The 23,155-nt window shown below is 61.7% G+C and carries 17 protein-coding genes and 1 tRNA gene; 7 read left to right on the forward strand and 11 right to left on the reverse strand.

Annotation, left to right across the window (positions count from 1 at the left end):
- The first annotated feature begins 199 nt into the window (after positions 1-199).
- The 3 genes from NZ585_00795 to NZ585_00805 all read left to right on the forward strand — a co-directional run bounded on the left by NZ585_00795 (position 200) and on the right by NZ585_00805 (position 5,402).
- The gene (locus NZ585_00795) at positions 200-1,123 is read left to right on the forward strand and encodes a PfkB family carbohydrate kinase (GenBank protein MCS7078576.1); all 924 of its coding nucleotides are present in this window, start codon (positions 200-202) and stop codon (positions 1,121-1,123) included.
- Positions 1,124-1,151: 28 nt separating this feature from the next.
- On the forward strand, positions 1,152-2,333 hold the full coding sequence (locus NZ585_00800) for a type IV pilus twitching motility protein PilT (protein MCS7078577.1): 1,182 nt from the start codon (positions 1,152-1,154) through the stop codon (positions 2,331-2,333).
- Positions 2,334-2,432: 99 nt separating this feature from the next.
- Complete coding sequence (locus NZ585_00805) at positions 2,433-5,402, forward strand: BamA/TamA family outer membrane protein (GenBank protein ID MCS7078578.1); 2,970 nt, start codon at positions 2,433-2,435, stop codon at positions 5,400-5,402.
- Here NZ585_00805 and NZ585_00810 read toward each other — a convergent pair.
- Genes NZ585_00810 through NZ585_00825 form a run of 4 tightly spaced genes read right to left on the reverse strand, consistent with a single transcriptional unit; the run spans position 5,375 to position 8,532 of the window.
- Entirely contained in the window at positions 5,375-5,866 is a 492-nt protein-coding gene (locus tag NZ585_00810; protein ID MCS7078579.1) for an acyl-CoA thioesterase, read from the reverse strand. The two genes, NZ585_00805 and NZ585_00810, sit on opposite strands and share 28 nt — an antisense overlap.
- Positions 5,867-5,878: 12 nt before the next feature.
- Positions 5,879-7,294, reverse strand: a complete 1,416-nt coding sequence (locus NZ585_00815; protein ID MCS7078580.1) for a radical SAM protein — start codon at positions 7,292-7,294, stop codon at positions 5,879-5,881.
- Positions 7,287-8,081 (reverse strand): prolipoprotein diacylglyceryl transferase, encoded by a 795-nt coding sequence (locus tag NZ585_00820; protein MCS7078581.1) that lies wholly within the window; start codon positions 8,079-8,081, stop codon positions 7,287-7,289. Before NZ585_00820 ends, NZ585_00815 begins: the two co-directional genes overlap by 8 nt.
- A 31-nt stretch (positions 8,082-8,112) precedes the next feature.
- Positions 8,113-8,532 carry a F0F1 ATP synthase subunit epsilon gene (locus NZ585_00825; protein ID MCS7078582.1) on the reverse strand — a complete coding sequence of 140 codons (420 nt, stop codon included), beginning with the start codon at positions 8,530-8,532 and terminating at the stop codon, positions 8,113-8,115.
- A 160-nt stretch (positions 8,533-8,692) separates the two neighbouring features.
- On the opposite strand from NZ585_00825, the gene NZ585_00830 reads away from it, so the two are divergent.
- Positions 8,693-9,106, forward strand: coding sequence for an OsmC family protein (locus NZ585_00830; GenBank protein MCS7078583.1), 414 nt, complete (start codon positions 8,693-8,695; stop codon positions 9,104-9,106).
- 57 nt (positions 9,107-9,163) lie between these two features.
- Positions 9,164-9,235, forward strand: a tRNA-Gly gene (locus NZ585_00835).
- A 76-nt stretch (positions 9,236-9,311) separates the two neighbouring features.
- On the opposite strand, the gene NZ585_00840 is transcribed toward NZ585_00835, so the two are convergent.
- On the reverse strand, positions 9,312-10,772 hold the full coding sequence (locus tag NZ585_00840) for a S8 family serine peptidase (protein MCS7078584.1): 1,461 nt from the start codon (positions 10,770-10,772) through the stop codon (positions 9,312-9,314).
- A gap of 373 nt (positions 10,773-11,145) precedes the next feature.
- Between NZ585_00840 and NZ585_00845 the strand changes: the two genes are divergently transcribed.
- Entirely contained in the window at positions 11,146-14,151 is a 3,006-nt protein-coding gene (locus NZ585_00845; GenBank protein MCS7078585.1) for a sigma 54-interacting transcriptional regulator, read from the forward strand.
- Between the two features lie 33 nt (positions 14,152-14,184).
- Here the strand turns inward: NZ585_00845 and chrA are convergent, their stop codons facing one another.
- From chrA to fabD, 3 genes are all read right to left on the reverse strand, one after another.
- The gene (chrA, locus tag NZ585_00850) at positions 14,185-15,450 is read right to left on the reverse strand and encodes a chromate efflux transporter (protein MCS7078586.1); all 1,266 of its coding nucleotides are present in this window, start codon (positions 15,448-15,450) and stop codon (positions 14,185-14,187) included.
- Positions 15,447-16,640 carry a PilT/PilU family type 4a pilus ATPase gene (locus NZ585_00855; GenBank protein ID MCS7078587.1) on the reverse strand — a complete coding sequence of 398 codons (1,194 nt, stop codon included), beginning with the start codon at positions 16,638-16,640 and terminating at the stop codon, positions 15,447-15,449. The genes chrA and NZ585_00855 overlap by 4 nt, the downstream gene beginning before the upstream one ends.
- Positions 16,641-16,754: 114 nt before the next feature.
- On the reverse strand, positions 16,755-17,687 hold the full coding sequence (gene fabD / locus NZ585_00860; GenBank protein MCS7078588.1) for an ACP S-malonyltransferase: 933 nt from the start codon (positions 17,685-17,687) through the stop codon (positions 16,755-16,757).
- A gap of 190 nt (positions 17,688-17,877) precedes the next feature.
- Here fabD and NZ585_00865 point away from each other — a divergent pair, with 190 nt between their 5' ends.
- Positions 17,878-19,038 carry a 1-deoxy-D-xylulose-5-phosphate reductoisomerase gene (locus NZ585_00865; GenBank protein MCS7078589.1) on the forward strand — a complete coding sequence of 387 codons (1,161 nt, stop codon included), beginning with the start codon at positions 17,878-17,880 and terminating at the stop codon, positions 19,036-19,038.
- An 83-nt stretch (positions 19,039-19,121) separates the two neighbouring features.
- Here NZ585_00865 and NZ585_00870 read toward each other — a convergent pair whose 3' ends face one another.
- The 3 genes from NZ585_00870 to nhaA form a co-directional block, all read right to left on the reverse strand.
- Complete coding sequence (locus NZ585_00870) at positions 19,122-20,639, reverse strand: amidase (GenBank protein MCS7078590.1); 1,518 nt, start codon at positions 20,637-20,639, stop codon at positions 19,122-19,124.
- A 202-nt stretch (positions 20,640-20,841) separates the two neighbouring features.
- A complete protein-coding gene (gene lipB, locus NZ585_00875) occupies positions 20,842-21,942 on the reverse strand; it encodes a lipoyl(octanoyl) transferase LipB (GenBank protein ID MCS7078591.1) in 1,101 nt (366 codons plus the stop codon).
- Positions 21,943-21,946: 4 nt separating this feature from the next.
- On the reverse strand, positions 21,947-23,155 hold the full coding sequence (gene nhaA, locus NZ585_00880) for a Na+/H+ antiporter NhaA (protein MCS7078592.1): 1,209 nt from the start codon (positions 23,153-23,155) through the stop codon (positions 21,947-21,949).

Below are 23,155 nucleotides of genomic sequence, written 5' to 3' on the forward strand. Positions count from 1 at the left end.
GAAGAGCCGAACTCCCAACGGATAAAGTGCCGACAAGGCCCGTAGTGTAGTGTGCTGGCGCTGGGCCTGTCACGAAGCCGGTTACAAACGGCGGCGGAGGGCCTGAATTTTTCAGGCTTGCTTTTCGGACGGAGTTTTCTCCATTCTTCAGCACAAGGGTTCTTTCCCAAGTCGGTCTTCCTATGGTTTTACATTCCTCATGAGCATCCTTGTTGTCGGAACGGTTGCGTTCGACCACGTCAAAACGCCGTTCGCCGAACGCGCAAACATTTTGGCAGGGGCGGCGACGTACTTCTCTATTGCCGCTTCATTTTTCACGGCGGTCAGCGTTATTGGCGTTGTCGGTGACGATTTCACGGCGGAGCACGAACGAGTTTTCGACGCGCGCGGCATTGATCTGTCAGGGCTGGAGCGTCGCCCCGGCGGTAAGACGTTTCGCTGGACGGGCGAATACGGCTATGACTTGAACACTCGGACGACGTTGGAGACGCAACTCAACGTCTTCGCTGACTTTCATCCTCGGATTGCAGCTGCCCAGCAGGACATTCCATACCTGTTCCTCGGCAACGCCCATCCTACACTTCAGCGGGATGTCCGGCGGCAGAGCCGGGCGCGGCTGACGGCGATGGACACGATGGACTTCTGGATTCGCGGGACGCCCGGCGAACTGCGCGAAACGCTGCGATGTGTGGATCTCTTGATTATCAACGATGAAGAAGCGCGGCAGTTGGCGCGCGATCCGAACGTGATTCGCGCCGCCAAGACCATTATGGCGCTGGGGCCGAAACGGCTCATCGTCAAGCGCGGTGAATACGGCGCAACGCTGTTCGGGGAGAATTCGTTCTTTGCGATTCCCGGCTTCCCGCAGGAAAATGTCGTAGACCCAACAGGCGCTGGGGACACGTTTGCCGGTGGCGTGATGGGGTACTTGGCGGCGACCGGCAGCGGTCTGGACGAGGCATCACTGCGCAAGGCGATGATTTATGGTTCGGTGATGGCGTCCTTTACGATTGAGGCGTTTGGGACGGAGCGGCTGCTGACGTTGACCCGTGAGGAAATCAATGAGCGTTACCGGCAGTTCAAAACGATGACCTATTTTGACGGCATCGAACACAGCTTCTGAGGGCTGATTCATTTTGGGAGGTGTTGTTATGCAACCCCCACTGACCGTTGACACCCTCTTGGCTATGGCGTGCGCCAAGGGCGCGTCCGACCTCCATCTCAAAGCTGGCAGCCATCCCTTTATTCGCGTGTACGGCGAGTTGATGCCGCTGGTGGACGTTCCGCGCCTAACGCCGGAAGACACGCTGGCGATGGCGTTTAGCATTATGAACAACCGCCAGAAGCAGCGGTTTAAAGACGCCTGCGAGGTGGACATCGCCTACGGTGTTTCAGGGCTGGGGCGCTTTCGGTGCAACATCTTTCAGCAGCGCGGCGCAGTCGGCATGGTCTTTCGTGTCATCCCAATGACGGTGCGGACAATTGCCGAGTTGCAACTACCGCCGGTCGTCGAAAAAATTGCAGAGGAACGGCGAGGGTTGGTGCTTGTCACTGGCACGACTGGCTCTGGTAAATCCACAACGCTGGCCGCCATTATTGACCACATTAATCGCCATCGCACCGAGCACATCATTACGATTGAGGACCCGATTGAATTTCTCCACCGGGACCGGCGTTCGTTTGTTAACCAGCGTGAAGTGGATGTGGATACGCGCAGTTTCAATGAAGCGTTGCGGGGCGCACTCCGACAGGACCCGGACGTGATTTTGGTTGGTGAGATGCGCGATCAGGAAACGATTGAGACGGCGCTGACGGCTGCTGAAACCGGCCACTTGGTGCTCTCCACGCTGCACACGTTGGACGCCACGGAAACCATCATGCGCATCGTCTCGATTTTCCCGCCGCATCAACAGCAGGCAATTCGCCTGCAACTGGCTTCCGTTCTCCGGGCTGTGATTTCGCAGCGGCTGATCCGCAACAAGGAGGGCAACGGGCGCGTCCCGGCGGTGGAGGTGCTCATTACGACGGCTTATATCCGCGACTGCATCATCAATCAGGAAAAGACGCCGAACATCCGCGACGCGATTGCGCAGGGTACGTCACAGTATGGGATGCAGACCTTTGACCAGTCGCTGTACGACTTGCTCAACCGAGGTCTCATTTCGTACGAGCAGGCGCTAGCCGGCGCGAGCAACCGTGATGAGTTCGTCCTACGCACAAAGGGCATTCAGACGACGAGCGATCAGGCCCGCGAGGAAATGGAGAAGCGAATCACGACGCGCGCCGGCGATGTCAGCCTTCCGCCGACCTCGCCCCAGATCAGCCGGTACTAGCGCGCTGTTCAAGAAAAGTAGCGGATGACTCGACTCCCTGGTTGGCGGGGTGGGAGACGGTGGGAAACCGGCGGCGACTCGGAAAATAATAGCTGCCCTATGTCGGCCTCTGGACGGAAAACGACGACGCAGTGGCCTCCGACGGCGTTCCCAAAGCTACCGCGCAGGACACAACAACCAACCAAGTGGAGCATCCCGGTCATCTGGCTTGCCCTAACGTTGAGCTTCATCTTGATGTCGGCAGGGATGGCGGCTCAGGCGCAGAACATTCTGCCAGCTGTTCAAGAGGCGGGCGCGTTGGCTGTGACGCAGCCACCTATCGGACGGTTGGACGGACGCACTATCACGCGGCTCGACATCGAAGTGAAAGGCGGCCTTCCGTCTGAGCCGTCGCTGGGAGAAGCCATCGGGTTACAGGTGGGCGAGTCGCTAACAGCGGCGCGGCTGCGAGCGGCTCTCGTTCGGCTGCATCGTTCCGAGCAGGTCGCCGACGCCGAAGTGTGGACCGCCGCTGACGGTGCCGAAGGGGTTCAAGTGCGGTTTGTCATCACCCGTCAACTCCGGGTCGCCGATGTGACCTTCGACGGCGACATCCTTTTTCCTGCCGAGGAGTTACGGACGCGCTTGGCGGCGCTTGAGCGCGGCAACCGGATTACAGCACGGGCGCTGGCTGAAGGCGAAGAGAACCTGCGACTTTTCTACCGTGAACGCGGCTATTTTCAAGCGACAGTGGCGGCGCGCGTCTCCGCTCCAAACGACGCGGCGCGGGCGCGCGTCACCTTCGTTGTGAGGCCGGGTCCGCAGGCGATCATCGGAGACTGGTGGATTGACGGCGACCTCAAGATTCCCCGCGCTGACTTTGACGCCAAGATCATCCGGCATCCGGTCGGGACGCCGTACGCCATTGACTTCATTCAGTCGGACTTGCAGCGCATCCGCGCGCTGCACCTCGCGCGCGGCTACCTTGATCCGCGCATTAGTGAGCCGCGCGTCGCCTTTGATCCCACCACTAATCGAGTCGCCGTCTCCGTCTCTATCAACTCCGGGCCGCTGGTGACGGTCAACATCACCGGCTTCGCCTTTCGCCGTGAGGAGCAGCGCCAGCTTCTTCCCATTCTCCGCGACGGCGGCCTAGATGACTTGACGCTTGAAGAAGGCGCGCGCCGGTTGTTGGTCGCCCTGCAACAGCGCGGCTACTTCTTCGCCGAGGTGGACTGGTCGCGGCAGCGACTAGTCGGCGAGGAGCGGGTGGTTGTGACGTACACGATTGAACCGTACCGCCGCTATCGGGTGCAGGAAGTGCGCATTGTCGGGACGGACGCGCTTCGCTACCGCGACGTGGCGGGTGACTTCAAAACCCGCCCGGCCTCGCTCATCCCACCGTCGCGTGGTCTGGTCACGGAAGATACGCTGGCGCGGGACGCGGAAGTGATTCTGCGTGACCTGCGCAACGCCGGATACTTGCAGGCTCAAGTAACGGAACGTCGCATCGGAGTCGGACTCAACGACCAGTCGCTGACCGTGCTGTTTCAGGTCGAGCCAGGTCCACGCGCGCAGGTGGTCGCCGTCCGCTTTACGGGCAATCAACTACTTGACACTGAACGCCTCAGCCGGGTGTTGGCGCTGTCGCCGGGCGACTTTGTGACGCAGGAGCAAGTGCGCGCCGACTTGGAGCGGCTCAAGGCGCTTTACCTGAGTGAAGGTTTCGCTGAAGCACGGGTTCGGCAAGAACTGGAGGAAGTCAACGGCGATCCGGCGCGAGTGTACGTGGTGTACGAAATCGAGGAGGGACGGCGCTTTACCATCAACCGCGTCATCATCGGTACGCGCGGCCGTACGTCCGAACAAACCCTGCGGCGTTTTCTGGGCGTGCGGCCGGGCGAACGGTTGCGCCGCGACCGGCTCACGCAAGCCGAGCAGGCGCTCTACGCCACCGGCGCGTTTCGTCAAGTGCTGATTCAGACGCCGTATGTCCGCGCCGCCGGCCCGACCGAGGCGTTAGCCGACGTGACGCTGGATGTCATTGAGTCCAAGCCCTATACGCTGGCCTACGGGTTCGGTTACCAGACCAACGACGGCCCCCGTGGTTCGTTTGAGCTGTCGAACGCCAACATGTTCGGTCGCCTTGAAGTCGGCAGCGTGATTGTGCGGCTCAGTCGGCGGGAACAGTTGGCGCAGGTGTCCTACCAGTTTCCTCGGTTCAACCTACCGCGCGTGACGACGTTGACCGACGGCGTCACGGCACCGATTCTCATTTCCGGTCTCTTCCAACGGCAAGCGCGGGTCAGCTTTACCACACAACGGTTGGCGGCGCTTGTCCAGTCCGAACTGCGCTTCGGCGCCCAGAGCGCCCTGATTTTCCGCTACCGATTGCAAAATGTGCGGGTGCTGGACTTGCGGGTGAGCAACCCTCCACTCCAGCGTCTGGATGTGCCGCTCAATCTCGGCACGTTGTCGGCGACATACGTCCGCGACACCCGCGATGTCCCGCTTGACGCGACGCGCGGCGGCTTCATCTCGGCCGACTTGACGCTGGCGACGCCCTACATTGGCGGCTCGGAGCGGTTTGTGCGCTTTCTGGGACAGTTTCAGGGGTATCGTCGCGCTGCCGAACGGTCGCCGGTCGTCCTTGCCGGGCGGCTGCAGGTGGGATTGGCGCAACCATATGGCGAGAGCCGGACGTTGCCGATCAGCGAACGCTTTTTCTCCGGCGGCCCGACCACCCTACGCGGCCTAGGGTTTGAACAAGCCGGCCCGCGTGATCCGGTCACAGACGCGCCGATTGGCGGCAACGCGCTGGTGGCGGCGACCGGTGAAGTTCGCTTCCCGGTGCTGCAAAATGTTGAGGGCGCAGTGTTTTACGATGTCGGTAACGTCTTTGCCCGCATTGCGGACATCAACTTTGGGTGCATGACCAACAGCCTTGGCGGCGGCTTTCGCCTCAAAACGCCGCTAGGGCCGTTGCGTGTGGACGCGGCGTACCTGCTTGATCCGCCGTTTTATGTGGCGACGCCCAACCGCCGACTCACCAACCTCCAGGTTCACATCACCTTTGGGCAGGCATTTTGAAGCGGCGCTTTATCGGCGTGTGGAGCGTGCAACAGCGCGTCGTAGATGTTCGACGGCAGGCGGATGACCCGTCCGTGTGCGTCAGTCGGGAGATGCAGGGTGTCGCCTGTCGCCAGCAGCGTCTCATCATCCTCGCGGTGGACGGTATAGGCAAAGCCAACCTGCCGTGAACGCAGCGTCGTCAGGCGCGTCTCAATGCGCAGCGCGTCGTCGTATCGTGCGGCGGCGTGATACCGAACGCGCGCTTCAGCGACCACGAGCCGGACGCCCGCCGCCTCCATATCGCGGTAGGTGAACCCGCAGGCGCGGCAGTAGTCCGTTCGCCCGACCTCCATCCAGACCAGATAGTTGGCATGGTAGGCGACGCCCATTTGGTCGGTTTCGGCGTAGCGCACCCGCAGGCGCGAAATGACAGCCGGCATTTCAATCAGCGAGCGGTCGGAAGATATCGGACGTTTACCCATGGACGTGCATCATCATCCGCCGGCCGGCACCGCGGCCGGTTGTTGACGCAGCACATTGAGCTGCGCTTCGCGTCCGTCGCGGTAAAACAGGTTGAAGGTGTCAAACGGGATGAGGCGCCCGTCGGGATGGACAATATGCACGCATGACCGCTTGACCGAGCGAATGTCAAGGCTGTGGGCGTCCATAAACTGCACGATCAAAATCCGAAAGACATTTTCATAAGTGAACTGCTCCGGCACGCTCACGAGCGGCAGGCAACACAAAAGCTGCTTGAGCGAAACCGCCTGCATTGCTGGCGAGTGTCCGGTTGAAAACGTCTTGAAAATCTGCTCGCGCAACGCCGGGCTTTGCTCGTAAATGATCGTGCTGCCCCCGCTGTTGAGCAGGAACTCCGGGTCAATCAGGCCCGTCAGCGGGATGACCTCGCCGCCCAGCCTCAGCGCGTAAGCCATCGCTAGACAGTCGGGATGACACGGCACGGGGAGTATGTCCTGCGGCTTGAGCCACGGCGTCTGGCGGAGGATTGCCTGCCGAACTTCACTGAGCGTCAGGCGGTCGCGCGCCGGATCGAAACGCTCCGTGCGGCCGGCGACCTGTACCGGCTGGAACGTCACGCCCCGGACGCACGAATGCTGAAGCGCGAACGCGATGATGTCGCCGATTTCATCGTCGTTGACACCCTTCTTGAGCGTGACGACCAGCGTCGTCGAAACCTTCAGGCGGTCGAGGCGTTCGAGCGCCCGCTCGCGTACCGTACGCAAATCCACGCCGCGCAAGTCGCGCAGGGCGTCCGCCCGCAGCGAGTCGAACTGCAAATAGATTTCAAAGCCCGGCATGTAACTCGCCAGCCGCTCGGCGAAGGCTTCATCCTGCGCGATGCGCAGCCCGTTGGTGTTGACCATCAGATGCTTGATGGGACGGCGTCGCGCGGCGTCAAGAATTTCAAAGAACTGCGGATGAAGCGTCGGCTCGCCGCCGCTGATTTGCACGATGTCGGGTTCGCCCTCGTTCCGGACGACGCAATCCAGCATGAACTCAACCTGCTCCAGCGAGCGGTGCGTCGGTCGGTGCGGTCCCGACTCGGCGTAGCAAATCGGGCAGGTCAGGTTGCAGTGGTCGGTGACTTCCACGATGGTCAGACAGCCGTGCTGCTCGTGATCGGGACAGATGCCGCAGTCATAGGGGCAGCCATACTGGATCGGCGTGTTGAATTGCCTGACGAGTTGGCCGGGTTTGAGAAAAGCGCGCTGCTGTTTATAAAACGCCGCGTCGGTCGAGATCAGCACCCGCTCGCGTCCGTGTACGGGGCAAAACTTGTGCATGAACACCCGGTCACCCTCGATGACGATTTTGGCCTCGACCTTGCGGTGGCAAGTCGCGCAAATCGCATTAGTGAGTTCGTAAAACACGTACGGACGGTCAGCCATGCGCACGCTCTCCTTCGGCTGTCGGAAGTAGCGCCACTAAACCATGCGGCCGACGCCTAAGCCGCCACAGGGTGTAGCCGGCTGCGCCCATCCCCAGCAGCGCCGCCGTTTGAATCGCGGTGAGTCCCCACGGATACACGAACGGGCGCGGCTTGATGAACTCCACCGTGAAGCGAAACGCTAGATACGCGAGCAGAAAGCGGCGGAACAGCGCGCCCGGCGGGTCCTCTGCAGAAGCCGTCCGGCGCAGCGTCACGCCGAGCGCCGTGAGATAGGCGATTTCGTACAACTGTGTCGGATGGCGGCGCAGGCCGTCGCCGAAGTCCACGCCCCACGGAAGTCCTGTGAGAGCGCCGCATGTGCCGTCGGTCAGCCCGGTGAGAAAACACCCGACGCGACCAATCGCTATCCCGACCAGCAGCGGAACCACGTAAGCGTCGCCGGTCGCCTGTCGGACGCCCGCTAGTCGCTTGGCGGCCTCGACGCCGGCCCAGCCGCCCAACAGCCCTCCGACAATGGACTTACCTTCGAGCCAAATGAGCGGGTTGGCGCGATAGCGCCAGTAGAGCGTCGGCGCTTCCAGCCATGCAAGCAGCTTGGAGCCAAGCCATGCGCCAAAGAGGCACCCGACCAGCGTCCAGACGGTTTGCTCAACGGTGAGTCCGCTCGGTTGACGCCGCCGCGCCCGGACATACAGTTGAAATCCGACCGTGTAGGCCAAGACCTCGCAGACAAGATGAATTGGGACGACCACCCCCGGCAACCGGATGTCATACGGAAAGTTCATGATGCTCACGGGGGCGCACGGCGGCCGACGGTCAGCGTGACTGGTAACGTTCGGCGGTTTTGACCCGTACCAGCGCGGCTTCAACTTCAGCGCGCAGGCGTGAGAGGTCGTCATCTGGGCGTTCCGATTCAGCTTGCTTGAGGGCCAGCTCGGCTTCACGCAGTCGCGTTCGCGCCTCCTCGATGTCAATGTCTTCAGCGAGTTCGGCGCGTTCGGTCAGCACCGTCACGCGGTCGCCAAGCACCTCCACAAAGCCTTGGGAGACAAACGCTAGTGTTTCTTTGCCGCCCTGCCGGTAGGTCAACAGCCCGGCGACGCTCAGTTGCGACATCAGCGCGGCATGGCCGGGTAGAACGCCGATTTCCCCATCCAGCGCCGGTAAAACAACTTCATCCACCGTCTGGGACAGTAGCGCCCGTTCGGGCGTCACGATGTCGAGTGTAAGAGGCATATCGTTTGAAAAACACCCTTTTTGTGCCAGAGTATATCCGGCGGCACGATACCAGCCTCCACCCCTGCGTGGAAGCCGGCGGACGATAGTGAACCGATGTGCACGCTGGCGCAGCATAGCGCAACCTATCGCTTGAGTTTGGAACTAGAGGAGATAACTCATGGCTGTTGAAATCACTGGCAAGTACCTTGGCGCACTGCGCGTCGAAATGCATCACGGCCCGTCGGGCGCAACCCTTCAGACGACGGCTCCGGCGGACAACCACGGCGACGGCAATGGCTTTTCGCCGACGGATTTAGTCGCAGCAGCGCTTGGGTCTTGCATGATGACATTGATGGGGATCGTCGCCCAACGCGACAATCTCGACCTTTCCGGCGCGCACTTTCGCGTCGTCAAACATATGCACACCGCATCGCCGCGCCGCGTGGGCGCGTTGCCGATTACCTTTCACCTCCCCAACCACATTCCCACTGAAGCTCGCCCTAAGCTGGAACGCGCAGCGCTGACCTGCCCGGTGCATCACAGCCTGCATCCCGACATCGAAATGAATGTCGAGTTTCTCTACGATCTGTGAACGGCAGCGTTGACAGCCGTGCGGCGGCGGCGTAATGTCGTTGGCCGCCGTTTTTGCGCGGGCGTAGCTCAATGGTAGAGTACCAGCTTCCCAAGCTGGGTGTTGTGGGTTCGAGTCCCATCGCCCGCTCTGTCGCCTAAAGACAAAAATGAGGCGGAGCCAGTGGCTCCGCCTGCTTGTTTGCGCCCTTTTGCGGCGTCCGGGCTTAGAAGTTGCGGAACAGCGCGTTAGCGTCTAGCGTCCCATTGCTCACACAGCGTCCGTTGAGCGACGGGATGCGATAAACGCTGCTCAGGATATTGTTCTTGATGGTCAAGCCACGAGCGGAACGCCGCGCGGCGTACAGGGCTACAACGCCCGTGACGTGCGGGGTCGCCATTGATGTGCCGCTCAGCGAACCATAGCGGCTGGCCGGCAAGGTGGACTGAATGTTTGAGCCGGGAGCGCCAAGGTCAACACTGGTGCGACCAAAGTTGGAGAAGGACGACAGCGCGCCGGTGCTCGTGATGGACGCAACCGCGATAATGTGGCTGTGATTGTAGCTGGCCGGGTAGGATGGGCGGGCGTCATTGTCGTTCGACGAGTTGCCCGCCGCCGCCACGAAGAGGATGTTGCGCGCCTGCGCCCGTGAAATGGCGTCATAGAGCGCCTGCGAATAGCCGCCGCCGCCCCACGAGTTGTTGGTGGCGACGATGTCCAGACCGTGCCGGACGCGCAAATCCGTGAAGTAGTCAATCGCGCGAATGGCGTTGGCTGTCGTGCCGCCCTGCGTGCCAAGGAACTTGCCCGAAATCATGGTCACGCGCCAGTTGACGCCAACGACGCCAATGCCGTTGTTGCCGACCGCGCCAATCGTGCCAGCGACGTGCGTGCCATGCGAGTCAATGCTGGTCGAGCCAGAGGCCGGGCCGTCATACACTGTCCGGTCGTTGTTGACGAAATCCCAACCGTTCGTGTCATCTACGTAGCCGTTGCCGTCGTTGTCGCGGCCGTCCACCGGATCAAATGGGTTGACCCAGATGTTGGCTTGCAGGTCGGGATGGTTGACCTGAATGCCCTCGTCAATGACCCCGACGAAGATGTTGTGTGAACCCGTGCCGTTCGTAACGGAGGTTGACCATACGGCGGCCGCTTCGCTGCCATACGGGTTGCTTGTACCCGAACCGGTGTTAGCACCGTACATGCCCCACAGTGAGCCGTTGAGGAAGAGCGGATCGTTCGGCCGCGCCGCCTGCAACTTCGTGTAAATCCAGTTCGGTTCGACCGACTTAACAGCCGGATTGCCCTTGAGGATTTCACAGGCTTCCTTGACGCTCAACCCCGGCGGCAGCACCTCCAACTCAACTTCACCGGCGGCGCGCCCACCGGCACGCAGCGGCGTGCCTTCCTCCAGCATCCGCCGCCGGTCGGCTGAAAGCAGCGTTGTCGCACGCGATGCGCCGATCATGGCGCGCACCTGCGCCCGGCTACGCTCATCGGCGTCTTCATAGAACTGAATGATGACTTGATTGGCGACATAGCGCGGTTCGCCAGCGACATCCACCGGGTACTCATCTTGCCCGCCACCCGCCGACGGGGGCAACGGCCGGCTGATCTGGCTAAAGGTCGTCGCTGTCAGACCGCCAGCAAACAGGAGCGCAAACGCATAAACCAGTGGCTTCTTCACGATTGGGATTCCTCCGTATGATTGAACCGGAAAAATTTCTGGCGCGCAGGCGACAAAGCGCACTGTGCATCCAAGGAGGCAAGCAAATCACGCGCCAAACTTGGCGACTGACATACAAAACTTCGCCGACGGTGCGAGAACGTTTCGCGTCAAAGCACAGCAACGTAGCTGAAATGTTGAGTTTCCACGCTTTCCGGCCGTCGTTTGCGGTCGGTATCGCAAAAGAGCTTGAGAAGCGGTGCGACTTAACACTACCCTCACACTTGCATATCCAGTTCCGTCAATCGCCGCTTCCATGTCAAGCAGCTTACTGTCAAGCTGATTGACGGTAAGCTGCTTCACAATCACTTCCGTGATTGGGTGCGTCGCCACGATGCCCAATGTTCCTTCATCTCCCCAAGGTGGTCGGCTTGAGCGCTTAGTCGCCAAGCTACAGTTTGAAATTCACGAGCTTGACCGACAAGGGTCGTCTTTGGCGACGGAACGGCGCTTGACTTTAGTGAGGGCGCTAGTCGAGGCCGGGCGGTATGATGAAGCGGCGCAGGTTTTAGACCTGCTTGCGACGCGCGTCTCCGACGAGGCCCTGCTGGCGCGGGTGCACGCCCAACGGGGCGACTTGCTGCTTCGTCAACACAATATCCCGCGCGCCATCCACGAAGCGAACTTGGCGCTCAAGTTGGGCGAGTCGTTGGCGGACGATGCGCTCGTGGGGCAGGCGGAGGCGTTGCTAGGACGGATTTACGCCGCGATCGATGAGTATGCCATTGCCCGTGAGCATCTGGAACGTAGTCTGCGCTTTTTGGAGCCGTTGCGCGACGTGCAGGGTGTCGCCGAATGTCGCTGGCAGTTGGCCGTGATGGCCCACCACGAAGGTCGCATCACGGAGTCGCGCGACGAAGCGGCGCGGGCGCTCGCCTTGCTAGAGGCGTTGCCCGGCGGGCTGGCGGCACAGGACATCAGCTTGGTCGGCCAGTTGCTTGACCATCAGGCGTTTATCGCCTTCGAGTCAGGCGACCTTGCGGCGGCGCTGACGCTGCTGGAGAAGGCTATTGCGCACTGGTCGCAGACGGAAGACCGGCTCGCTTTGGGGCGGGCGTACGACTTGGTGGCCGACGTACGAATGTACGCTGGCAAGTGGCGTGAGGCGGAAGCAGCCCTAGGTCAAGCCATGGCGTTGGTGGCGGACGACCCGGCGTCGGAAAGTCTGGTACGGCGCACTGCCAGTCGGTTGCGGCTCTGGCAGGGCGACCTTGACGCCGCTGAACGGCAGGCGCGACTGGCGGTTGAACGCGCCTTGGCGGCCGGACGACCGGCGGCGGAAGCCGGCGGCTGGGAGGCGTTGGCTGAAGCCTTACTAGCGCAGGGGCGACATGACGAAGCGATTTCACTCTTTGAACAAGCCACGCGCATCAACGCCAAAATCAACCGCATTGCGCGTCTGCCGGTCAGTCATCTGCGCTTGGCCGAAGCGTGCTTGGCGGCTGGCGACGCCGCTCGCGCCGAAGCTCACTTACGCCGAGCGCGTGAACTGCTCGGCGATTCGCCGAAGCTGCACGCCGCTGGCTTCGCCTGCCGGCTGGACGGCGAACTGCACCTGTTGCGCCAAAATCCTAGCGAAGCCGTCGCCGCTTTCACGCAGAGCCTGTCCATGTTTGAAGCGGCTGGTTTCATCTACGACGCCGCCTGTAGCCATCTTGGCGCTGGACGGGCGTTTCTGGCGTTGGCGAACGCCGCTCGAGCGCGAATTCACCTTGAAGCCGCACAGCGCATCTTTACCGAGTTGGGCGCAGCGCGCTTGGGCGCACAGGCGACCCGGCTTCTAGAGGAAACTAGGCGTATCCAACCAACGACCGTCACGCCGCCTGCGCCCAGCCTGGACGCCCTACTGGTAGAAAGTCTTGTGGCGGCTTCGACTTCGCCTGACCTGTTGTTGCGCGAGTTGGCTATCCTCCTCCGCGATGAGCTGCACCTGACGGCGGCGATTTTTGAGCAAATGCCCGATGGAATTCGACTCCTTGCAGGCGTCGCACCCCAAGCGGAGCGGATGCGCCGCGTGCTGGAAAGCAGCCTGCATGAGGAACGCTCGCTGCCTGATGATCTGACCGTACGCGCTTTCAACGATGTTCGCCCCGGCACTGACCTTCCTCCAATGCGGCGGTTTTTTCTGTGCATCGCCGGCGTTGTGCCGCCGCACGTCGTCACAACCATTGAGGCGCTGGTTCACGTCGTGGAGTTCATTTTGGAAAATCACCGCTTGCGCAACACAGTGCGCACCGCGCGTGCGGTCGTCAACAGTGAACCAGTCGCCAATCGGTTTGCGCACCTTGGGTTGGTGTGCGAGTCGCCGGCGATGCTGGCCGTGGTTGAGCGCATTGAGAAAATTCGGTCGTCAGACGTGACGGTGTTGATTACGGGCGAGTCAGGCGTTGGGAAGGAATTGGTCGCCCGCGCCTTGCACGCGACGAGCCGGCGGCGCGACCGAGTGTTTCTACCGTTCAACTGCGCAGCCATCCCGGCGGAACTTGTGGAAAGCCGTTTGTTTGGCCACCGGCAGGGCGCGTTCACCGGAGCCAGTAAAAGCGCGCCGGGCATTATCCGCGCCGCCGCCGGTGGAACGCTGTTTCTGGACGAAATTGGTGAACTGGCTCTCCATGTCCAGCCCAAGCTGCTGCGTTTCCTTCAAGAGAAGGAAATTCACCCGGTCGGGGAGGAGCAGCCGATCAAGGTGGATGTACGGGTCATTGCCGCCACCAACCGTGATCTCGAAGCCGAAGTCGCTCAGGGCAGGTTCCGCGAGGACCTCTTCCATCGGCTCAATGTTGTCCGCCTACACGTCCCGCCACTGCGCGCGCGGCGGGAGGACATTGCGCCGCTGGCCAAGCACCTGCTGCGTGAATGCGCTCGGCGGGAAGGCAAGACGGTATCGCTTTCCGAAGCCGCTCTGGAGCGATTATGCCGCTTGCCGTGGCCCGGCAACGTCCGCCAGCTCAAAAACGAAATCGAGCGTGCTGTCGCCCTAGCCGAACCGAATGACATTCTAACGCCGGAGCACTTTTCGCCGGAGTTGTGGACGGCGGCGTCGCTGATGTCGAGCGGCAACCATCGAACGCCATTGGTTTCGATGGGTGGGTGGAGCGGTGACAGCGCAGGGGCGTCACCCGTCCGGCAGACCCTAGCCGAAGCGGTTGAAGCGCTTGAACGGCGGATGGTTGCCGAGGCGCTTGAGCGCCATCACGGCAACATCACCCACGCCGCCCGCGAATTAGGTCTGACGCGGCAGGGGTTGATTCTCAAACGCCGTCGGTATGGCTTTGAAAAAGAACCGTTTCGGGAGCGAACCGGCGGCAATCCGATGCGCGACGCCGTCGGCCGGCCATAATCTACTTAGCCGTACTGCGCGCCTGCGCCGTGGTTACTCGAACAGCCACCGGGCGCACAATCCAACTGCCGCCGCTCCGAAGAGGACGAACACGGGATTCATCTGATACCGGCCGGCCAGACTGGCGCTTGCCAGCCCCAGCGCTGGCACTAGCCACCACGTGTAGGGCGCAGGTCCGTACGCGCTTTTCCCGATCGTCACGGCTGCTGCCGCCAGCAGGGCGACGCCAGTTGGCATGGCGGCGCGCAGCGCCCCCTGCACCAACCGGTTCTGCCGGAAGCGTTCAACCGCGCTGGCGACCAAAATCACCAGCCATAATGGGACACCAAAAATGCCAACCGCGGAAACACCGGCTCCGACCAGACCGGCGACACGGTAGCCGATAAAGACGGCGGCGATCACAAACGGCCCCGGCGTCAACAGGCCAAGGGCCGCTGCATCGGCAAGTTCTTTTGGCGTCAGCCAGCCATGCACATCCACGACTTCATGACCAAGCAGGGGAATGATGACAAACCCACCGCCGAAAGTCAGCCCACCGATTTTCAACGCGATCAGCGCCAGCCGCGCTACCCGTAGCAAGAAAGGGTCGGTGCCGGCTTCCGCCGCCAGCCAAAGGCCGACCACCGCCGACCCGCTGACCGCCGCCGTTAGAAACAGTCCTCGGAGAGAGGCGCGCGTCTGCGGTCGCCCCACCGTGTCGGCGGCGGCGTTAGTCTTTCGCCGAGCGGCGCTCACCAACCCGCCCAGCAGGGAGAGGACGATCAAGGGGAATGTCATTGCCGGAACGGCGACAGCTAGGCTAAAAACCCCTATGACCTGTATGTATTGCCAGTGGGCGTCAAGCGCCTGACGTCCAAGGCGAATCGCCGTCGTTGTGACGAGGCCGGCGGCGGCGGCGTTCAGGCCTGTAAACACAGCTGTCGCTAAGGGTATGTCGCGCACGCGGTCGTAAAGCGCGGCGAAAAGCAGCATTAGCAACCCTGACGGCAGGGCGTAGAGCGCCATCCCCGTCGCCGCACCGATGGCCCCGTGCAGCCGGTAGCCGATAAACGCCACCGTGTTCGTCGCAATTGCGCCGGGCAGGCTTTGCGCTAGCGTCACGGCTTCCAAGAACGCCTCGTCCCGCAGCCAACCGTAGCGGCGTGTAAACCGATCTTCTAAGTAAGCGACCATCGCCCCGCCGCCGAACGCCGTCGCGCCAATCAACAAACAGACCAACGCAAACCGGCGCAAGCTGGGGCGGCCGCCCGGCTCGATCTCTTGTCCGCCGGATGTCGTTTCGGACCCCGAAGCCGTCACACAAATGAATAGGTCTTACCGGCGCTGTCTCCCGCTTCGGGTTTGGGCGCAGAGGAGTCACTTGCCGACGATGCAGGACTAGTTGGCGACGACTCCGCCACCGGCGTCGGGGCGCGTTCGGCCGCCATCGCCTTGTCGAACTCAATTCGGTTCGTCGCGGCGGCGCGCGCTACCTCCGGCGTGATCTTGCCCGCCTTACACAGTTCGATCAGATGCTGATCGAAGGTCATCATGCCGTATTCCCGACTGCGGGCGATGACAAAATTAAGATCGCCTAACTTTTCGGGATTGCGCAGACATTCCTGAACTGCGCTCGACATGCGCAAAATCTCAACCGCCGGGATGCGCGCCTGTTGATTCGCCATTGGAAGCAATCGGAGGGAGATGATTGCGGCCAAGTTGTCGGCTAGTCGCGCCCGCGCCATTGCTTGTTCCTCCGGCGGATAAAAACCTAGCACGCGCGAAATGGTTTTCTGGGCGTCCGTGGTGTGGATGGCGCTGAAGACGAGATGGCCGGTCTCCGCCGCCCGCAGCGCCGTGTCGAACGTCACAGCGTCGCGGATTTCACCGACCAAAATCACATCCGGGTCCTGCCGCAGAGCGGCATGCAAGGCTTCCGGGAACGAACGGGTGTCTTGTCCGATTTCGCGCTGCGTAATGATGCTGCGGTCGTTTTTGTAAAGGAACTCAATCGGGTCTTCGATGGTGATGATGTGGAGTTTGCGCGTCCGATTGATATGCTCGATCATCGCCGACATTGTGGTGGATTTACCGTTGCCGGTCGCGCCGGTGACAAGTACTAGCCCGCGACCTAGGTCGGCGATGTGCGCCAGCGTCGGCGGCAGGTTCAGTTGCTCAAACGTCCGTGCTTCAATCGAGATGGCGCGCAGCACGATGGCAAAGCTGTTCCGCTGCTTGAAAATGTTGGCCCGAAAACGGCCGGCGTTCTCGACGCCGTATGAAACATCCCTCTCAACAAATTCATCGTGGGCGTGCAGACGGTCATTTTTGAGCAGGATTTGGGCGATGAGTTCAGTGTCCTGCGGCGTCAAAACATCGTACTTCACATCCATTAGCGTTCCGTTATAGCGGAACAACGGGACGCTACCGGCCTGAAAGTGAATATCTGAGACGCCGCTTTTGACGGCCATGGTGAGGATGCGGTCGAGAATCTTTTTGTCCATAGCCATAGGCCTGATCCAGTCAATGCTCCAACAGGATGAAACAAACAGCCATGAGACAATGGCGCATTACAGAAAGTTGGAACAGCGATGGCCTCACTGTCGCATAAGCTGGAGTTTTGCTCAAGGCAGACGCATCCCGGCGACAAAGGTTTCTAACGTTCGCGGCGACTCAACGTTGAACGTCACGGCGTCGGGCAGAATTTGCCGCACTAAGCCAGTGAGAACGGTTTTTGGTCCGACTTCAACGAAGGCCGTTGCGCCCTGCGCCGCCAAGGTTTGCACCGAAGCCACCCACTGAACCGGCGCGCAGACTTGGGCAATCAGGTTGGCGCGGAGCCGTTCAGCGTCAGTTGTAGGTTGTGCGTCCACGTTGGCAACGACCGCGCAGTGTGGCGTTCGGAACGTCAGTGCGGCTAAGTCCTGCGCCAGTCGCTCCGCCGCTGGCTTCATCAGCGGGCAGTGAAACGGGGCGCTCACAGGCAGTTCAATGGTGCGCGCTTTCCGTGCGCGGGCCAGTTCCATCGCTCGCTGGACAGCCGGACGGTGCCCAGCGATGACCGTCTGCTGCGGCGCGTTGAAGTTGGCCGGACGGCACAGTTCGTCCTCCCGCTCGGCTTCCGCGCACAGCGCCGCGACAGTGTCGGCATCAACTTTCAACACGGCCGCCATCGCCCCAACGCCAGGCGGGACAGCCTCCTGCATGTACTGCCCGCGCCGCCGAACCGTCCGTACTGCCTCGGCGAAGTCAAGCGCGCCGGCGGCGACCACCGCACCGTATTCGCCCAGCGAGTGGCCGGCGACAATACCGGGGGTGAAGCCGTGGCGGCGCAGGACACGCCAGACGGCGATGGCATGCGTCAAAACAGCCGGCTGCGTATTGGCCGTTAGGTTGAGTTCAGCTTCCGGCCCCTCAAAGCACAGCGTACTAAGTGAAAATCCCAGTGCGTCGTCAGCTTCTTGAAAGGTTTCGCGGGCTTCCGGGAAAGCAGCGACCAAGTCGCGGCCCATCCCGACGTACTGCGAAGCTTGTCCGGGGAAGAGAAAGGCGAGCATAAACGTCACAGGGCAACGCGGCGCGCACCACCGGCCGTTCGGCGGCTCCTCGGCTTGTGCGTTCCACGCCGAGTCAGTCTGCACTTGCGGTTGAATACGTTTTCGGAACCAATAGACTGGCGTCAAGCCGGCGCCGTTGCTGACTTGGTTTTTTCGCCGGTGGATTCTAAACCGACAGGAATTTTTTCGGATGACGGGACTAGCCATTCTTGGCTCGACGGGTTCCATCGGCTGTAACACGCTTAATGTTGTAGAGCATCTTGCACCGCGCTTTACGGTGGCGGCATTGGCCGCCGGGCGGAACGTAGAACGCTTGGCGGAGCAAATTCGCCGCCATCGCCCCCAACTGGTTGCTGTTGCGGATGACGTCGCTGCGCGGCGGCTTCGCGACCTCGTGGCGTCCGACTGGTCAGGCGAGATCGCTGTCGGCGTGGACGGCATGACGGCTGTGGCGACCCATCCGGCGGCGGCCGTGGTGATGTCGGCCGTGGTCGGCGGACGGGGCTTGCTGCCAACCTTGCGGGCGATTGAACTCGGCCGTCGCGTCTGCATCGCCAACAAGGAACCGCTGGTGATGGCGGGTGAACTGATGATGCGGCGGGCGCGCGAGTGCGGAGCTGAAATTCTGCCGGTGGACAGCGAACACAACGCCCTCCATCAATGCCTGCGCGGGAACACGCTGGCGGAGGTTCATCGGCTAGTGCTGACGGCGAGCGGCGGGCCTTTCCGGACACTACCGGCGGAAGGCTTTCCACAGATCACCGTCGCACAGGCGCTACGTCATCCGACATGGACAATGGGCCGCAAGATCACGATTGACTCGGCGACGCTGATGAACAAGGGCTTGGAGGTCATTGAGGCGCGCTGGTTGTATGATGTGCCGCCGGACCGGATTGAGGTCGTCATCCATCCCCAGTCGGTGGTGCATTCGCTTGTCGCCTTTGTGGACGGTTCGACGATAGCGCAGTTGGGTGTGGCGGATATGCGGCATCCCATTCAGTACGCGCTGACGTACCCGGAACGAAGGCCTGCGCCCGTAGAGCGTCTCGATCTAACGGCTGTCGCCAAGTTGGAGTTTTATCCGCCGGATATGGAGAAGTTTCCATGTCTGCGGCTAGCCTACGACGCGCTGCGGGCGGGCGGGACGTTTCCAGCGGTTCTTAACGCAGCCAACGAAGAAGCCGTGGCCGCGTTTTTGGAAGAACGGATTCGGTTTACGGACATTCCCCGCATCATTGAAACGACTCTGGGGCGGCATGATGCGCAGCCAACGACAAGCCTTGAGGCGATTCTAGCGGCGGATGCGTGGGCGCGGCGGGAAGCGCGACGCCTCATTACCGCGCCGGTGTGATCGAGGCTTGGCCTTGGATGAAGGCTGGCGCATCCGGCTAACACGCGGCGTTGCACACCTTAGAGACTGGCGCTGTTGGGTTGTTACAGGCGTTCCCCGCAAGCCTGTTCCAGCGCCCGCATAACGCGCAGCACAAGGTCTTCCCGCCAATGCCGAGCAACGACTTGCACGCCGACCGGCAGCCCTGCGCTGCCGCGTTCTACGTCGCGCGCCGTTCGTTGGCTTAGGTCAAGCGTATTGGGACGGTCGCTTTCCTCGTTTGGGCCAACGGTCGTCCATGGAACGACGCCGGCCGGCGTCCCCAGCAGGTTGTAGAGTGCCGTGTAGCTGATGGCTTCCACCGTGTATGCGCTAGCGCCATGCGTGAGTGCAGGTAGTCCATCCGCCGGACACAAAATCACATCGCACCGCTGTCCATCGAGGGCTTCCAGAAACCGCTCACGATAGCGCGTGCGGGCTTCAACAAGCCGCCAGTAGCCTTCGGCGCTGCGTGAGCGCGCCGCACGCAACAGTCGCGCCGTCGCCCGCTGTCCTGTTAGGTCGGCAAGCCGCGCCAACCAGCTACGCAGCCAGTTGGGTAATTGCGCCGTAACCAAGAACGGCCATAGGGGCGTCCAGATGGGTTCAGCATAGAGCAACGCCCGGATGTGACGTAGATTGTCGGCGAACAGAATACCGACAAACAACCCAAACGCTTCGGCCACGTCCGGCGGTTGCCATGGGACAACCTCCGCGCCGCGTCGTTCAAGCGCGTCGGCGGCCTCACGAACGGCGCGACGAATGGCCGGCGACGGACGAAACAACCCATTATCGAGGTAGTAGGCAACCCGTAATCCCGCGAGTGAGGCTGTTTCATCAGGGTCACGCCATGGGACGGGCGGCGTGAGGTCGCCAGGGTGTTGATCGGGCGTTGTTAGGACGCGCATCGCCAAGGCAAGGTCTTCAACCTGACGCGCCATCGGTCCTGGCTGAGCTTGGATGGCTTCCATACCAGGGAAAACTTCAGCGTGCCCCTGCATCGTCAGGCGTCCTGCAGTCGGTTTGAGGGACGCGATCCCGCAAGCATGCGCTGGAAGCCGGAGACTCCCCCCAATGTCGCTGCCAAGGCCTAACGGCGATCCAAAAGCTGCGATGATCGCCGCTTCGCCGCCGCTACTGCCGCCAGGCGCGCGAAGGGCATTGCGTGGATGCACCGTACGTCCATACAGGGGGTTTTCACATTCGTTCGCCATGGCGAGTTGGGGCAGGTTCGTTTTCCCCAGCACAATGGCCCCGGCTCGGCGCAGTCGCGCAACGGTTGGCGCGTCAGCCGCTGCGCGGGCGGCGGCCTGTTGGATCAGCCCTAGTGAAGTCGGCAGTCCGGCAACATCAAATGACGCCTTAACCGTGATGGGCAGGCCGTGTAGTGGGCCGAGTGGTTCACCGGCGGCGCGGCGGGTGTCAGCCTCGGCGGCGGCGCGGCGAGCCTCGTCAAAACATGTCACCACGACCGCCCTAAGCTGTGGGTTGACGGCCTCGATACGCTCGATGTGAGCTTCCACAACCTCCTGTGCGGAGAGCTCGCCTGCCGTGATTCGTTGGACAAGGCTTGTCGCGCTCATTCGGAGGAGAGAACTTTCAGGCGGAGTGTCCGGGGCGGCCATTGGTTCGAGACTCCTTGCTTGCCTCTGTGATGGCCTTGGTGATGGCCAAAACGCGCTTCCGCCGGCGGGACTGTAACGCCGACGATAACCGCGCAAATTGTTCAAGCGCTGCCTTGCTAAACGTCAAGTGGATTCCAAACTTCTAGTTCTGGGGAAGGCGCTACAGGATTTCCGCGTGGGCGCGGTGAAGCGCCTGCCGATTGCCTTCCCACATGAGCCGCGCCGCCGCTGCTTCACAATCCAACCACTCGTAGGCGTCATGCTCGGCCGGGGACAAGCGTATGCGATCGGCGTCCACCGGCGCGGCGAAGGCATGTTCACGGTTGAACACCGGCCCCTCAGCGGACGGCGCAAACCAGTCGGCGTCCACCACGTACGTCCGCGTCAAATCCAAATCGCGCAGCAGGGACGTGGTCAGGCCGGTTTCCTCAGCAAGCTCACGCCGGGCCGCATCCGGCGGCGACTCGCCGGACTCGATGCGTCCAGTGACAAGCTGCCAAAAGCCGCCGCGCGCAGCGACGCGCCGCAGCAACAGATACTCGCGGCGGCCGGCGCGCGTCCGAAAGACCACAACCTGTACTGACGCATGCGCCACTTCACGTCGAACAATTTCGCGCTCGAACACTACGCCGAAACGCCGACTGACTCGCGCCCCGACTTCCTCCAGCGACGGCGTCAGCCCTGTCTCATGCGCGATGGATGTAACGGCTTTGTCTTGAATGCCGCAGGGAATGATGAAGCTGAAATCACGCAAACGTGTCGTGACATTGAGCGCAAAGCCATGCGAGGTAATCCAGCGTGAAATGTGGACGCCAAGGGCGGCGATTTTGCGCTCGCCTGCCACCCAGACGCCGGTCAAACCCGCAAGTCGCCCGGCTGCGATGCCATACTCGGCGACGACGCCGATTAGAACTTCCTCCAGATCACGCATGTACCGGCGGATGTCACGCCGGTTGGGGTTGAGGTCGAGAATGGGGTAGCCGACCAGTTGGCCCCAGCCGTGATACGTCACATCGCCGCCGCGCCGCGTTTCGTAAACAGCAATGCCCTGACTCGCCAGCACAGTCGCCGGAACAACGATGTTCTGCGCCTTCGCTGCACGCCCCAGCGTGATGACCGGCGGATGCTCCAGCAACAGCAGCGTATCGGGGATGTCGCCTGCGCGCCGCTGCGCGACCAGCTTTTCCTGCATCACCAGTCCGGCGGCGTAATCCACCACGCCCAGCGACCACACTTCCAGCGGGCGTACCAATGCGGCCACGGCGCTACGAAGTCTCGACGACGTAATCCATCGTTTCGAGGTCACGGTCAATGACATCCGGCTGCCCAAAGAACTTGAGCCACAGGAAGCCGACCGTCCCCGCCGTCAGCGACGCCAGCAGAATCGTCATCTTGGAGGCGCTCACGATGAGCGCATCGTTCGGGAAGGCCAGATTTGTGATGAAAATGGACATTGTGAAGCCGATGCCGCCCAGCAGCCCTGCGCCCAACAAGTGTTTCCAGTTCAGATCAAGCGGCATCCGGCACAAACCGACACTAACCGCCAGTGCGCTGGCTAGAACAATCCCCACCGGCTTACCGACAAACAGCCCGGTGAAAATGCCGACGCCATTGGCGCTGGCAATCAGCGACACCACATCCTGTTGAATGACGATGCCCGTGTTCGCCAACGCAAACAGCGGCAGGACGCCGAACGCCACCGGAAACTGAAGCCGATTTTCAAGCCGGTGCGAGGGCGATGTTTCATCCTCCGCCTTAGCCGTAAACGGGATTGTGAACGCCAACAACACTCCGGCGATTGTGGCGTGGACGCCCGACTTGAACAGGCAAAACCACAGCCCAATACCGCCCAGCAAATAAGGCCACAGCCGCATGACGCGCAGCCGGTTCAGCACGGTCAGCGCAGCGACCATCGCCAGCGCCGCGCCAAGGTAGCCCCACGCCAACGCCCCCGAATAAAACAGCGCAATGACGATGATCGCGCCCAAGTCGTCAATGACCGCCAGCGCCGCCAGAAAAACCTTGAGCGACGCCGGCACGCGGTCGCCTAGAAGCGCCAGTACGCCTAACGCAAACGCGATGTCCGTCGCCATTGGAATGCCGACGCCCGACTGCGTCACCGTTCCGTTGTTGAGTATGAAGTGAATCGTCGCCGGAACGATAATCCCACCCAGCGCCGCCACAATCGGCAACAGTGCATGGCGAATGTTCGAGAGTTCACCGACGTACAACTCACGCCTAAGTTCCAGCCCGATGAGGAGGAAGAACACCGCCATCAGCCCGTCGTTGATCCAGGCCTCAACCGGCAGCCCACCGACCTTGGCATGCCAGAAGTGTAGGTAACTCTCCCCTATCGGCGAGTTGGCGATCAGCAGCGACGCCGCCGTACATCCCAGCAGCAAGACACCGCTCGCCTGCTCGGACGACAAAAACCGCTTGAAGGTCGGCGACAATCGTAGCTCGATGAGGGGCAT

This window comes from Chloracidobacterium sp. (assembly GCA_025057975.1).
Taxonomy (GTDB): domain Bacteria; phylum Acidobacteriota; class Blastocatellia; order Chloracidobacteriales; family Chloracidobacteriaceae; genus Chloracidobacterium.